General features: G+C 62.7%; 11 protein-coding genes and 1 tRNA gene. 5 read left to right on the top strand and 7 right to left on the bottom strand.

The window, feature by feature from the left end:
* Window positions 1–24: 24 nt before the first annotated feature.
* The gene (locus BM193_RS26665; protein WP_092803996.1) at window positions 25–456 is read right to left on the bottom strand and encodes a hypothetical protein; all 432 of its coding nucleotides are present in this window, start codon (window positions 454–456) and stop codon (window positions 25–27) included.
* Between the two features lie 208 nt (window positions 457–664).
* Here BM193_RS26665 and BM193_RS26660 point away from each other — a divergent pair, with 208 nt between their 5' ends.
* Window positions 665–1660, top strand: a complete 996-nt coding sequence (locus BM193_RS26660) for a cytochrome-c peroxidase (RefSeq protein ID WP_092803999.1) — start codon at window positions 665–667, stop codon at window positions 1658–1660.
* Window positions 1661–1739: 79 nt separating this feature from the next.
* Here BM193_RS26660 and BM193_RS26655 read toward each other — a convergent pair whose 3' ends face one another.
* The 3 genes from BM193_RS26655 to BM193_RS26645 all read right to left on the bottom strand — a co-directional run bounded on the left by BM193_RS26655 (window position 1740) and on the right by BM193_RS26645 (window position 7074).
* Complete coding sequence (locus tag BM193_RS26655; RefSeq protein WP_092804002.1) at window positions 1740–4145, bottom strand: S9 family peptidase; 2406 nt, start codon at window positions 4143–4145, stop codon at window positions 1740–1742.
* Window positions 4146–4238: 93 nt separating this feature from the next.
* Window positions 4239–6509 carry a putative bifunctional diguanylate cyclase/phosphodiesterase gene (locus BM193_RS26650; protein ID WP_092804021.1) on the bottom strand — a complete coding sequence of 757 codons (2271 nt, stop codon included), beginning with the start codon at window positions 6507–6509 and terminating at the stop codon, window positions 4239–4241.
* A 259-nt stretch (window positions 6510–6768) separates the two neighbouring features.
* Window positions 6769–7074 carry a PsiF family protein gene (locus BM193_RS26645; RefSeq protein ID WP_092804024.1) on the bottom strand — a complete coding sequence of 102 codons (306 nt, stop codon included), beginning with the start codon at window positions 7072–7074 and terminating at the stop codon, window positions 6769–6771.
* A gap of 266 nt (window positions 7075–7340) precedes the next feature.
* Here BM193_RS26645 and BM193_RS26640 point away from each other — a divergent pair, with 266 nt between their 5' ends.
* Window positions 7341–7880 (top strand): DUF2058 domain-containing protein, encoded by a 540-nt coding sequence (locus BM193_RS26640; protein WP_070223805.1) that lies wholly within the window; start codon window positions 7341–7343, stop codon window positions 7878–7880.
* Window positions 7881–7929: 49 nt separating this feature from the next.
* Here the strand turns inward: BM193_RS26640 and BM193_RS26635 are convergent, their stop codons facing one another.
* The 3 genes from BM193_RS26635 to BM193_RS26625 form a co-directional block, all read right to left on the bottom strand.
* Window positions 7930–8409, bottom strand: coding sequence for a DUF4411 family protein (locus BM193_RS26635; protein WP_092804027.1), 480 nt, complete (start codon window positions 8407–8409; stop codon window positions 7930–7932).
* On the bottom strand, window positions 8396–9541 hold the full coding sequence (locus BM193_RS26630; protein ID WP_092804029.1) for an ImmA/IrrE family metallo-endopeptidase: 1146 nt from the start codon (window positions 9539–9541) through the stop codon (window positions 8396–8398). The genes BM193_RS26635 and BM193_RS26630 overlap by 14 nt, the downstream gene beginning before the upstream one ends.
* Before the next feature lie 255 nt (window positions 9542–9796).
* Window positions 9797–9872: transfer RNA gene (locus BM193_RS26625), tRNA-Phe, on the bottom strand.
* A 186-nt stretch (window positions 9873–10058) separates the two neighbouring features.
* Between BM193_RS26625 and dkgB the strand changes: the two genes are divergently transcribed.
* From dkgB to BM193_RS26610, 3 genes are all read left to right on the top strand, one after another.
* A complete protein-coding gene (dkgB, locus tag BM193_RS26620) occupies window positions 10059–10883 on the top strand; it encodes a 2,5-didehydrogluconate reductase DkgB (RefSeq protein WP_092804032.1) in 825 nt (274 codons plus the stop codon).
* A 10-nt stretch (window positions 10884–10893) separates the two neighbouring features.
* Window positions 10894–11823, top strand: a complete 930-nt coding sequence (locus BM193_RS26615; RefSeq protein ID WP_092804035.1) for a TIGR03571 family LLM class oxidoreductase — start codon at window positions 10894–10896, stop codon at window positions 11821–11823.
* A gap of 66 nt (window positions 11824–11889) precedes the next feature.
* Entirely contained in the window at window positions 11890–13128 is a 1239-nt protein-coding gene (locus BM193_RS26610) for an FAD-dependent monooxygenase (protein ID WP_175533431.1), read from the top strand.
* The last annotated feature ends 3 nt before the right edge of the window (window positions 13129–13131 follow it).

Raw genomic sequence — 13131 nt, 5'->3', positions numbered from 1 at the left:
AAAGCCGCTGATCCAGCGGCTTTTTTATAGCGCCGAGCTGCCGCCCATGCCGCTCTTTTGCAGCACGCAGCGCCCCGCTTCGCAGGTGGCGCCCGGGTCCGTGACGATGGAGCAGGTCGACATCATGCCGTCCGCCTGCTGCTGCTTGCGGCTCGCTTCCGCATGCGCCTGGGCCAGGGCCTTGAGTTTCTTGCCGTCATTGTCCTTGCTGGACCACGCCAGGTAGCGTTCGGGCCCGCCGCAAGCCTTGGCGCCGATGGCGACGGTTTGGCATTGCTGGGTGGAATCACAGGCGGCGGGACCCACTTCCGCCTGGATCTGCGCCAGCAAGCCGGCATTGCCCGGTGCGGGCGACGCATCATCTTGCGTAGGGGCGCTGCCGCAGGCGCTGGCGGTCAGCAACAGGAGGCTGGCGCAGGCGGCGCGCAGCAGGGCGGAGGTGGTGGAGGTCGTCATGCCTTCATCATGTGCCACGCTTGCTGAAATGGCAAGCGCAATTCGCGTGGTGGCAGAACCTTGACCCCGGTCATTTTCATTGCCAACCAGTCAAAGTTAATATAAATCAACATCCAATCAGCGATGGTCGGGTGGCGACCGGGCCGGCGCGCCGCATTCCCGCGCCGGCGTGCACCGCCGATTCGGGAATGTTTCCAGGAGTTAGACTATGCGCCGCACCCTCTCACCTTTTCTCTTCATCACCAGCCTGGCCTTTGGCGGCATCGTCCATGCCGCCGAGAAAGAGCCGATCCAGCCCATCATTGCCGCCAAGGTGGCCAATCCGGCCATGGTGGAACTGGGTAAAAAGCTGTTTTTCGATCCGCGGCTGTCGCGTTCGGGCTTTATTTCCTGCAATAGCTGTCACAACCTGAGCATGGGCGGCACGGATAACATCAAGACCTCGATCGGCCACAATTGGCAGCGGGGACCCATCAATTCACCCACGGTGCTCAATTCCAGCATGAACGTGGCGCAATTCTGGGATGGCCGCGCCAAGGATTTGCAGGAGCAGGCGGGCGGCCCCATCGCCAATCCGGGCGAGATGGCTTTTACGCACGAGCTGGCCATCGACGTGCTGGCCTCGATTCCCGCCTACCGCCAGGAATTCCAGCACGTGTTTGGCCAGGACAAGCTGACCATCGAGCAAGTCACGCGCGCCATCGCCGCCTTCGAAGAGGTGCTGGTGACGCCCGATTCGCGCTTCGATCAATGGTTGACGGGCAAAAAAAGCGCGCTGACGAAAGATGAACTGGCCGGCTACCAGCTGTTCAAGACGAGCGGCTGCATCGCCTGTCATCACGGCCCCGCCGTGGGCGGCAACAGCTTCCAGAAGATGGGCATCGTCGAGCCGTACAAGACGGCCATGACGACGCAAGGGCGCGCGGCCGTGACGGGCAAGGATGCGGACCGCTTCAACTTCAAGGTGCCGACCCTGCGCAACGTGGAATTGACCTACCCCTATTTCCACGATGGCGAGGCGGCGACCCTGGCGCAGGCCGTCGACGTGATGGGCCGTTTGCAGCTGGGCCGCACTTTCACGCCCGATGAAAACGCGAAACTGGTGGCCTTTTTGAAAACCCTGACGGGCAAGCAGCCGCACATCGTGCTGCCGATCCTGCCGCCATCGAGCGACACGACGCCGCGGCCCCTGCCGTTTGACTGAGTGCTTGTTTGGGGGCAGCCCCGCAACCTAGTTAACGCAACGCTTGACGCTGGCGCAGGCGGGGGGCCGACCCCAGCCTTTACTTCAGCGTGCGCTGGAATAACTGATAAATGCGGCGGTACTCGTCATACCACGCTTCCGGCTGCACGAAGCCGTGGCGTTCCATCGGGTAGCTGGCCATTTCCCAGTTATCCTTTTTCAGCTCGATCAGGCGCTGCGACAGGCGCACGGAGTCCTGGTAAAACACGTTGTCGTCGATCATGCCGTGGGCGATCAGCAGGTTGCCCGTCAGCTTGTCCGCGTATTCGATCGGCGAGGAAATTTTATACGCTTGCGGATCGAGTTCCGGCGTGTTCAGGATGTTCGCCGTGTACTCGTGGTTGTAGGTCGTCCAGTCCGTCACGGGGCGCAGGGCCGCGCCCGATTTGAAGACGTCCGGCGCGCGCATCAGGGCCATCAGGCTCATGAAGCCGCCATAGCTGCCGCCATAGATGCCCACGTTCTTGATGTCGCCCTGGTGCTGCTGCGCCAGCCAGTTGGCGCCGTCGATGAAATCTTCCAGTTCAGGGTGGCCCATCTGGCGGTAGATGGCAGTGCGCCAGGCGCTGCCGTAACCGAGCGAGGCGCGGTAATCGACGTCGAGCACAATGAAACCTTGCTGCACCAGCAGATTGTGGAACATTTGCTCGCGGAAATAGACCGGATAGCGCTGCGTCACGTTCTGCAGGTAGCCGGCGCCGTGGGCGAACATGACGATCGGATAGTGTTTGCCTGCTTCCAGTGTTGCGGGGCGGTACAGCTTGGCCCAGATGGGCGCCGCGCCATGCGTGGACGGTACTTGCACCAGTTGCGGCATGACCCAGTTGCGCGCCTTGAAGGCGTCGCTGCGCGTGTCCGTCAGGATATTCGCCTTGCCGCCCGCCACGGACACGGTGGCCAGCTGGGCCGGCACATAGCTGGTGGAATAGCGCAGCAGCAGCTTGCCGCCATCGGGCGACAGGCCGAAGTTTTCCACGCCTTTCAAGCTGGTGATTTCGCGCGCGCCGCCATCTTTCGCCGTGCTGGCGCACACTTCATACGTGCCGGGCGCTTGCGGGTTGCAGATAAAGTAGGCGTTCTTGCCGTCGCGGCTCCATTCGACATTGCTCACTTCCCACTGGCCGCTGGTCAGCGCGCGCGCGGGCGCGGCGCCCGTTTTCGTGTACAGGTGGGCGTAGCCGCTTTCCTCGGACAGATACCACAGGGTGGCGTTGTCGGGCAACCAGCCGAATTCGTCGGCGCGGCGGTTGACCCAGGCCGCGTCGCTGATGCGGTGCACGGGCAGCAGGGCGCCATTGGCCAGGTCGACATTGGCGATCCAGCGGTCCTTGTTGTCGATGGCGCGCACGCGCACGCTCACCTTGCTGCCGTCGTCGGTCCAGGCGATGCCATCGCGCTGGGCGTCGACGCGCACGGGACGGTTGCCTTTCAGCGGCGGCAGTTTCTGTTCCGCGCGCAAGGCCGCCAGCGGGTCGGTGGCGATGCCGGGCAGGCTGTCGAAACCGATCTCGCGCACCGTGCCCGTGCGCAGGTCTGCCAGTTTCAGGCTTTGCGCGATGGGCATGTTGCGGCCCACGCGCGTGCGTTCGTCATCCACGTCCGGGTAGCCCGTTTCCGTGATGTAGCGCGCCAGTTTGCCCAGCTTGCCTTTTTCCGCCGCCTTGTCTTGCGTGACGAACAGCAGCCAGCGGCCATCCGGCGACAGGGCGCTGCCGGAAATCGTGACCTTGTCGCCCAGGTAGATCGGAGCCGGCGCGCGCGTGGCATCCAGGCGGCGCTCTTCGTGGCGGCGTTCGCGGCTCGTGTCGCGCTCTTCCTTCTGGCGCGCCAGGTTGACGATCAGGCGCAATTGCAGGTCGCGCTGGGCATCGGCGTCGGGCTTGGCGTCCGGGTCCTTGGCGGCGCGCAGCAGGGCCACGGGCGCGCTCAGGCGATCCGCGCGGCTCCAGCTGAACCAGTCGGTGCCGCTGCGGTATTGCACGGCGCCGCCGTCGGCGGAATATTGCGGATCGCTGATGGCCGACACGCCGCGCGTGATCTGCACCAGGGCGCCGCTTTTCAGGTCGCGCTCGAACAAGTCGCCGTTGCGCAGCAGGATGGCGCGCGTGCCGGCCCGGTTGACGACCATCTGCTGGCCATCGAGGTTCGCCAGCTGCGCGTCATCGACCTTCTTGCCGCTATTCAGCGCGGCGTTCGCGCCGGGCAATTGGTAGGTGTCGCGCAGGGGCGAGCCGAGGCGCTTTTGCTTGTAATACAGCTGGCCATTCCAGCCCCACCAGGCCGCTTCGACGGGCGTGCCGATCCAGTCGGGATCGGCCATGGCCTGGTCCAGGCTGATCGGCGTAGGGGCAGTGGTGGTGGCGGGGGCCGCATGGGCGGCGGGCAGGGCGGCTGCGAGCAAGGTCAGCAGTAGTGGGCGGGCCAACAGGGGGAGAACCAGACGCATCGGAGATCACTTTAACAAGAAAGAGCGGTGAAGGTGCAGGACTATGAGGCCGGTATTCTAGCGGAGGAGTTTCATGCAGGAAATGTCGGAAAGCTAAGCTTGATGCCGGGCCCGCCAGGCGAGAAGGTCATCGAGCGGCATCGGCGACGCATACAGGTAGCCCTGCAAGCCGTCGCAATCGTGGGCGATCAGGAAGTCGGCCTGCTCCTGCGTTTCCACGCCTTCGGCCACGACGCGCAAGCCCAAGTGGCGCGCCATGGCCAGGATCGCCTGCACGATGGCCGTGTCGCGCGCTTCGCGCGGCGTGTCGTCGATGAAGCGCTTGTCGATTTTGAGTTCGTACAGCGGCATCGAGGTCAGGTAGGCGAGGCTGGAATAACCGGTGCCGAAATCGTCGATGGAAAAGCGGATGCCCAGGTTCGCCAGGTCGCGCATGCGCGCCAGCGAGGCGTCGCGCTGGTCGATCAGCAAGCCTTCCGTCAGCTCCAGGATCAGGGCGGCGGCCGGCGTGCCGTGTTCGGCCAGCGCCGCCTGCACGCGGGTGGCGAAGTCGGGCTGGCGGAACTGGGCCGGACTGACATTCACGGACAGGGGGATGGGGTGGCCAGGCTGGGCCTGTGCCAGCAGGCTGGCGGCGCGGCACGCTTCGCGCAGGGCCCAGTGCCCGAGCCTGATGATGAGCCCCGATTCCTCGGCGATGGGGATGAATATGTCGGGTGCGATAAAGCTGCCGTCCGCCTGCGGCCAGCGCATCAGCAATTCGGCCCCCGTCATCCGGCCGTGGCGGTCGACCTGCGGCTGCACGTGCATGCACAATTGCCCCACGTCGAGGGCGCGCGCCAGCGCCCGTTCCAGGGTCAGGCGGCGCTCCAGGCCCGCCTGCATGGCCGCTTCAAAGAAGGCGATGCCGTTGCGCCCTTCCGCCTTGGCGCGGTACATGGCGATGTCGGCTTCGCGCAGCAGGTCGTGCGCCTGCTGGCCCGCTTTCGGCAGCAGGGTCACGCCGATGCTGGCGCTGCAATGATAGGACTGGGCGCCGATGTCGAAGTCGCGCGCGATGGCCGCGCGGATTTTTTCGGCCACCTGGGCCGCCGCGCGGGCGGCGTTGTCCAGGTCATCGGCCAGGTGCGCCAGCAGCACGACGAATTCGTCGCCGCCGATGCGCGCCACCGTGTCGGCCTTGCGCATCAGCTGCGCCAGCCGTTCGCCCGCCAGGCGCAGCAGCGCGTCGCCCGTGGCATGGCCGCGCGCGTCGTTGATGTGCTTGAAGTGGTCGAGGTCGATGAACATCAGCGCGCTGATCGTATGGTCGCGCGGCGCGGCGGCCAGCAGGTGGCTGATGCGGTCCATCAGCAGGCGTCGGTTGGGCAAGCCCGTCAGCACGTCGTAGAAGGCCAGGCGGTGGATGTCCGCTTCCGATTTCTTGCGCTCGTCGATTTCGCGCTCGACAGCCACCCAGTGCGTCTGCCTGCCATCCGCATCCGTGAACGGCACCAGTTCCGCCTCGACCCAGTACGCCTTGCCGGCCTTGTTGTAGTTCAGCAATTCCGCCCTGGCCGGCTGGGCGCGGGCCATGGCGGCGGCGATGCGCGCCAGTTCGTCCGCATCGGTGGCGGGACCTTGCTGGAACAGCAGGCTGCGGCCCAGCACCTCGGCGCGCGCATAGCCGCTGCTGCGCTCGAAGGCGTCGTTGACGAAGATGATGCGCGTGGCGGGCACCGCGCCGGGGCCGGACGGGACATCGAGCACGTCGGCGATCATCACCATGTCGTTCAGGCGGGCCAGCGCCGTCGCCGTCAGGCGCAGCTCGGCGTTGAGCTGCGACAAGGCCTGGCTACTGTCTTCCAGGTGGCGCAGCAGGAAGGCGCAGGACAGGGTCAGCACGGCGGCGATAAACAGGAAGTTCAGGGCCACGATCAGCGCGCGCAGCACGGGAGAGTCGGGCGTGCCCGGCAGGCGCAGGGCGACGTCGGGATGCAGGCCGAGGAAAAAGATGGTCAGCGAGGTCAGGACCAGGGTGGACAAGGCCGGCCGCATGCCCAGCAGCAGTGCCGCCAGTACGGGCATGAGCATCATGTAGATCTGGCTGACGGGACCGATTTTCAGCAGCAGGCCCACGCCCACCAGGTAAGCGACGATCAGGAATTGCCAGACGCGCCAGCGGTAGGGCATGGCGCGACTATGCCAGATGACGCCGATCCAGCCGATGGCCAGCAAGTCGAGGGCGACGATGGACCAGATGGCTTCGCTCGCGGCCAGCAGCGCGCTGGGAATGGCCGTGACGATGCCAAGCAGCAGCACCACCTGCAACAGGCGGGTAAAGACCAGGCCGCGCCAGTGCGCGAGATCGCTCGATATCGCCACGCTGCCATCCTTCCCCTGGGGTAAGCTGCCGCCGCGCCGTGCATTACTGCTGAGTAAATATTACGCGCTATCAATCCTCTTGTCATCTTGATCATTCATCATGATTGTCACGCTTCAGCGTTGCTGCCGCATTCACCGGTCCGTTGGCGGGGCAAGGACACCCTGCCCAGGGCGCCGCGCCGTTTGCGGGAGCAAAAAAAAGCCAGCCTGTCGGCTGGCGTCGTGCAGTGAAGCGCACGCTGGCGCGTCGAAGCGGCGCTTATTTCTTTGGCGCGCTCAGGCATTCTTTCATGAAAGCCTTGCGGGCATCGCCCTTCATGTCCTTGGCGTCGGCATTGCAGGCCTTCATCTTGTTTTGCTGCGTCATGGCCGGCGCCGGCTTGGCGCTCAGGCATTCCTTCATGAAGGCCTTGCGTTCATCGCCCTTCTTGCCGGCGGCATCGGCATTGCAGGTGGTCATTTTCGATTGCTGCGCCGTCTTGGCGGCGGGCGCCGCTTCCGGTGCGGCGGCAAAGGCGGAGCCGGCAAACGCGGCGGCGATGCAGAGGGCGATTAATTGTTTCATGGCAAATCCTTGTAGACGCAGTCAGTGGAAGGGGACGTGCAACCGGCAGACAACTGCCGATATGCAAAACGTAACTAACTATATGACATTTATCAACAAAATTTCCACTCGAGTGTGTCTTTTTGTTACTGCCTGACGCGCAGCGCCTGTCGGCCGGCCCGGGCAGCCATGTTGCGGCGGCAGCGGCCCTGTTTTTTGCTATGCTAGCGACTTTCCACCGGCCGATGCCGCTGCCTTGGCCGGCGCACCCTCAATACGGAGTAGTTATGGTCTCGTTGCAAGAGCAGTTTTTAAAGGCCGGCCTGGTCGACAAGAAAAAGGTCAAATTGGCCAACCAGGACAAGAGCAAGCAAAAGAAGGACGAGCGCAAGAGCGGCACGCAAAGTGTCGACGAAGTGCGCCTGGCCGCGCTCGAGACCCAGCGCAAGAACGCCGAGCGGGCGCGTGAGCTGAACGCCCAGCGCGACGCGGCCGCCAACCAGAAAGCCATCGTGGCGCAGATCGCGCAAATGGTGCAAAAGAATCGCCAGAGCAAGGGCAACAACGGCGACGTGCCGTATAACTTCACGTTCAACAACAAGATCGAGCGCATCTACGTGACGGCCGCCGTGCAGGCCCACCTGGTGGCGGGGCGTCTGGTGATCGTCTGCCTGGGCGGCGCCGTGGAACTGGTGCCGCGCATCATCGCCGACAAGATCGCCGAACGCGACCCGGCCATCGTCGTGCGCGTCAAGCAGGCCAGCACGCAGGTGGACGAGGATGATCCGTACGCGGCGTTCCAGATTCCTGATGATTTGATGTGGTAAGGAAAGGCGCCGCAGTTCTGGAGCGCGAAAGCGGGTGTTAGAGTGATTGTTAGCCGAATACGACTTGGGATTGCTTGACGAATTCCACAAAGGTGATGCAGTTCACCCTAACTTCTGGCAGTGCGCATACTGCTGGAATTTTATAATTTGCCATTAATTTAGGGCGACCAGGCTGCGCCGCCTCATTGGAAATCAGGCGTGCTTGAGCGGCGCGCGCGGTGGCGATAATCATTAGATCATTCTCGTCTACCCCACCACCGTATTGATCGCCGATGATCCCAAGTAAATTTTTAATGCGTATGGCATCTTGAAGAATGGCATCGCTCATGGGAAGCTTGCCTATGCTGTTGCCTTCGAGCCACCGTGCGCACTCAGGTGCTACATGTCCCACTTCAGACAATGCCACATGAGGCATTGTGATAGTGTGATCGACTAATCTATCTGCCATCCATCGCCACATGCCAGGAAATTGGACCAAGGGATAGTTGTCCCAAGCATAGACAATAGCGGATGCGTCAAACACCTGCATAGTAACGTTCCAGTTGATGCAGATCGTTAAGTTTTAGACCGTCGAGATAGCTGCTAGCTTTCGAAAGGGTAATATGGCGGCCGCTGAGGGCATTTAATACCGTTCGGACAAATGTGTCTCCGAAGATATGTTTGGGTTCTCGATGTCGATAGGCCCGCGATCCACCGTCGCCCTCTGGAAAAACCAAATTGGATCGCCATTCACGGTAAGCCGTATATTGGTGTTGTTGTAGTCGTCCGCTATCAAGCAATCGCCGTAAAATAACTTCGGCACTGACTCCCCATGCTTTGCGCTCCCGCGACAACCAGACATCGAATTCTGCCGCATTGGCTGGGCGAGTCGCATCCTGGATTCTGGCCAAAAATTCGTCCGGCACCAGCATATGACCTGCAAATGCGTTCGCATCACGTTCGAGGCCGCGGTGCGAATGCATATCATCTTCATCATCGATTGAACTTGCTTTGTGTAGCAGCAGATGCCCCAGTTCATGCATGAGCGTAAATGACTGCTGCGGATGCCATTGCTGCTTCTTGACGACAATGACTGGGCACTCGGGATCGTATAGCGTAAAACCGAGAATTGGATTTTCTTTCGCAATTTGCCACTTCCCGTTGTATCCATTGCTAAGGAACACGAGAACTCCCCGTGCTTCGACAGCATCGCGATAGGTATCAAACGTATTGGTGGCGTTTAATTGCAACCACTTTCTTGCAATTTTTGCCGCTTCACGCGGGTTGTCGAGGGGAATATCTGGCGGTGCGAAAATTGGCAAATCTTGATTGCTCAGTTCGTCACGCAAGCTTAAGTAAACCGAACGCTGACGTTCCACGCGTTCAATGAATTTTTTTAGCTTTGTTGTCAGCTCAGGCTTTTGGTTCGCAAGTGTGCGGAAAGCCAGGGTGTGTACTTGCTCTTCAATTGCGGGGCCTGGTTCGAGAAAAAATAATACCCCTCGTCCGAAATATTCAGCAATTTTACTCAGCTGAGCGAATGTCAAGCCTTCGCCATTCATGAGACGATCCATGCTATTTGGCGTGATATTGACCTCAGCCGCAAGTTCGTCAGTAGACATGCCGTGGTCAGCGCAGCACCAAGCTATTCGGGACGCATTGATCGAATGAAGTCGTTCCATTGTGGGCAAATTATACATATATGTCAGTGCGGTGTCCGGCCGTCTGTGCTCTCCCGTATCGTCCCGCTCGTGGTGTTTTCTCGAAGTTGATGGCCGTATGGTATTTTGAGCCAACAAGAGTTAAGGCGTACCGCTGCATCATAGGCGCGCGTGCCGTATAGGTATCAGAGGTAGGTCAGGCTTCAGTTGAAATTTCAGCGCCCACAAACAAAAACGCCACCCGAAGGTGGCGTTTTTGAACGTGAAACGAATTCTTGGTGGCCCGGGGCGGAATCGAACCACCGACACAAGGATTTTCAATCCTCTGCTCTACCGACTGAGCTACCAGGCCAAGGTGGCGAATTATAGCAGACCGAAACGCGAATGCAAGAGCTGGCTGCGACTTTTCCTGCATTTCCAGGATTCATATTCCATTACTTGCGCGTGGGTCAAATATGATTTGAGATAAACGGTATTTTTCTCAACAAAGGATGGGCGCATAGTGTGGCCATCGTTACTGACTTGAGAGGATTACCGCATGCACGCCACTACCCGACACACCGCCATCCCTGAAATCGGCCTGGGCACTTTCCGCCTGCAGGGCCAGGTCGTCATCGATTCCGTCACGACGGGCCTCGACGTCGGCTACCGCCATATCGACACGGCGCAAATCTACGGCAATGAAGCCGACGTGGGGCAGGCGATCGCCGCCAGCGCCGTCCCGCGCGGCGAGCTGTTTGTCACCACCAAGATCTGGATCGACAATCTGCAGCGCGACAAGCTGATTCCCAGTTTAAAAGACAGCCTGCACAAGCTGCGGCTGGAGCAGCTGGATTTAACGCTGATCCACTGGCCGTCGCCGCAGGACGCCATTCCCGTGGCCGAGACCATGGCGGCGCTGGCGCAGGCCAAGGCGCAGGGGCTGACCCGCGCCATCGGCGTGTCAAATTTTACGAATGCGCAGCTGCGGCAAGCCATCGATACGGTGGGTGCGTCGGAAATCGCCACGCAGCAGGTCGAGATCCACCCCTTCCTGCAAAACCGCAAGGTCGTCGAGTTCGCGCGCAGCCAGGGCATCCACATCACGGCCTACATGCCGCTCGCGTATGGCAAGGTGATGGCCGATCCCGTGATCGCGGCCATTGCCGCCAAACATGGCGTGACGCCGGCGCAAGTGGCGCTCAGCTGGTCGTTGCAGCAGGGCTTTGCCGTGATTCCCTCGTCCACCAAGCGCGCCAACCTGGAAGCGAACCTGCATTTCCAGCGCATCACCCTGTCGCCGGACGAGATGGCGCAGATGGCCACCCTGGAGCGGGGCGAGCGCCTGGCCAATCCGGACGGCCTGGCGCCGCAGTGGGATTGAGGTGCGGACCATGACTGCGATGCAAAAGCTGGGGCAGCAGGGATTGAGCATCGGCCTGGAACTGCCGCTCGATAATGACTGGTCGTCCCTGGGCCGCCAGGCGAATGCGGCGTCCGGCCGCGTACCGGGCGAGCCGGACATGCAACAGCATGCGGCGCTGGCAAGGCTGGCCGACCGCCTGGGTTTTCGCGCACTGTGGCTGCGCGACGTGCCCTTGTACGACCCGTCGTTCGGCGATGCGGCCCAGGTCTTCGAGGTGTTTACGTATCTGGGCTACCTGGCCGGCATCACGCAAGACATCTTGCTGGGCACGGCCGCCGTGGTGCTGCCGCTGCGCGAGCCGGTATTGACCCTGAAGGCGGCGGCCAGCGTCGACCAGTTGAGTGGAGGGCGCCTGTTGCTGGGCGTGGCCAGCGGCGACCGGCCCGTCGAGTATCCCGTGTTCGGGCGCGATTTCGCGCAGCGCGGCGCCGTCTTCCGCGAGCAGGTGGCCATGCTGCGCGACTGGGGCGAGACGCGCCTGCCATCGGGCATCCGTTTGCTGCCCAAGCCGGCCGCGCCGTTGCCGCTGCTGGTGGCGGGCCTGGCGCAGCAGTCGCCCGCGTGGATCGGCGCGCAGATGGATGGCTGGCTCGCCTATCCGGGCACGCCGGAAGACCATGCGCGGCGCGCGGCACAGTGGCGCGCCGTGGCCGGAAACGACAAGCCCTACGTCAGTTTCATTCACCTGGACCTGGACGACGATCCATCGCTGCCGCTGCAGCGCTTCCGCTTCGGCGGGCGCACGGGGCGCGCTGGCCTGGTCGCCGAGCTGGCGGCCATGCGCGAGGCCGGCGTGCGGCACATCGGCTTGCAGCTGCGGCAGAACCGCCGTCCGCTGGCCGAGAGCATGCAGGAAATCGCGGAATATGTGCTGCCCGTGTTTCATGGCGCCGCTTGACCTGGGGCATGCGTCCTGTACTTCCGGACTATCTGAAAAGGGTGGGGCAAACGCTATAATGGCCGCATGAACAGTCCCTCTTCCCCCACCATGCGGCGCTTCATGCATAGCCATAGCGACGTTTGCATCGTCGGCAACGGCGCCATCGCGAAAACCACGGCGCTGGCGTTTGCCCAGGCAGGACAAAGCGTCACCCTGTTATGCCCGGCCAGCCCGCCCGCGTCCACGTCGGCCGCCAGGCCGGTCGAGCCGAGCTGGGATGTGCGCGTGTATGCGCTCAATCACACGGCGCACCAGCTGCTGTCGTCCCTGAAGGTGTGGGGCGCCTTGGCGGCGGAGCGGGTGGCGCCCGTCGACGCCATGCTGGTCAACGGCGACGGCGCGCACGCGGGCGGCTTGGGATTTGACTCCTTCGGTGCGCATGTGGGTACCCTGGCGTGGATCGTCGAAGACCGCAACCTGGGCCAGGCGCTCGACGCCGCCCTGAAATTCGCGCAGAACGTCAACGTGGTGACGGGCCGCGCCAGCCGCCTGGAATGGACGAATGACGCGGCCATCGTGCACCTCGATGGCGGCGACACCATCACCTGCGCCCTGGTGGTGGGCGCGGACGGCGCCCAGTCGTGGGTGCGCGGCCAGTGCGACATCGGCCTCGATTACCGGCCCTATGGCCAGCGCGGCGTGGTCAGCAACTTCGCCTGTGAAAAGCCGCACCATGGCGCGGCGCACCAGTGGTTCACGGGCAGCGAAGGCATCGTCGCGCTGTTGCCGCTGCCGGGCGAGCGCGTCTCTCTCGTCTGGTCGGCGCCCGATGCCCTGGCCGATACCCTGATGTCCGAACCGGCCGACGCCCTGGCCGCGCGCCTGGCCGCCTACTGTCACGACAAACTGGGCAAGCTGACGCCTTTGCAGCCGGAGCTGGTGCGCGCGTTTCCGCTGACCCTGATGCGCCCGCACGCCATGGTGGCGCCGCGCGTGGCCCTGGTGGGCGATGCCGCCCACGTGGTGCACCCGATGGCCGGCCACGGCATGAACCTGGGCTTTGCCGACGTGGCGCAGCTGGTCAAGACGATTACCGAGCGCGAAGCGCACCGCGGCATCGGCGACGAGCGCGTGCTGGCCCGCTACGCCCGCGCGCGCAAGGAAGACGTGCTGCTGATGCAGCTGGCGACCGATGGTTTGGCGCGGCTGTTTGGCGCCGATCTGGAGCCGTTGCGCGTGGTTCGCAATTTGGGATTAAACTTGCTGGATAAATTACCGGCGCTGAAGCGAAAAATGATTTCGCATGCGCTGGGAAATCAGTAGATC

This window comes from Janthinobacterium sp. 344, assembly GCF_900112025.1.
Lineage (GTDB): Bacteria > Pseudomonadota > Gammaproteobacteria > Burkholderiales > Burkholderiaceae_D > Janthinobacterium.
Note: the sequence above shows the minus strand (reverse complement) of the source record. Positions and strands in the feature narration are given on the sequence as shown.

Coding starts and splice junctions, on each gene's coding strand:
- BM193_RS26665 (WP_092803996.1), bottom strand. CDS start 456: ATGACGACCTCCACCACCTCCGCCCTGCTGCGCGCCGCCTGCGCCAGC.
- BM193_RS26660 (WP_092803999.1), top strand. CDS start 665: ATGCGCCGCACCCTCTCACCTTTTCTCTTCATCACCAGCCTGGCCTTT.
- BM193_RS26655 (WP_092804002.1), bottom strand. CDS start 4,145: ATGCGTCTGGTTCTCCCCCTGTTGGCCCGCCCACTACTGCTGACCTTG.
- BM193_RS26645 (WP_092804024.1), bottom strand. CDS start 7,074: ATGAAACAATTAATCGCCCTCTGCATCGCCGCCGCGTTTGCCGGCTCC.
- BM193_RS26640 (WP_070223805.1), top strand. CDS start 7,341: ATGGTCTCGTTGCAAGAGCAGTTTTTAAAGGCCGGCCTGGTCGACAAG.
- BM193_RS26635 (WP_092804027.1), bottom strand. CDS start 8,409: ATGCAGGTGTTTGACGCATCCGCTATTGTCTATGCTTGGGACAACTAT.
- BM193_RS26630 (WP_092804029.1), bottom strand. CDS start 9,541: ATGGAACGACTTCATTCGATCAATGCGTCCCGAATAGCTTGGTGCTGC.
- dkgB (WP_092804032.1), top strand. CDS start 10,059: ATGCACGCCACTACCCGACACACCGCCATCCCTGAAATCGGCCTGGGC.
- BM193_RS26615 (WP_092804035.1), top strand. CDS start 10,894: ATGACTGCGATGCAAAAGCTGGGGCAGCAGGGATTGAGCATCGGCCTG.
- BM193_RS26610 (WP_175533431.1), top strand. CDS start 11,890: ATGAACAGTCCCTCTTCCCCCACCATGCGGCGCTTCATGCATAGCCAT.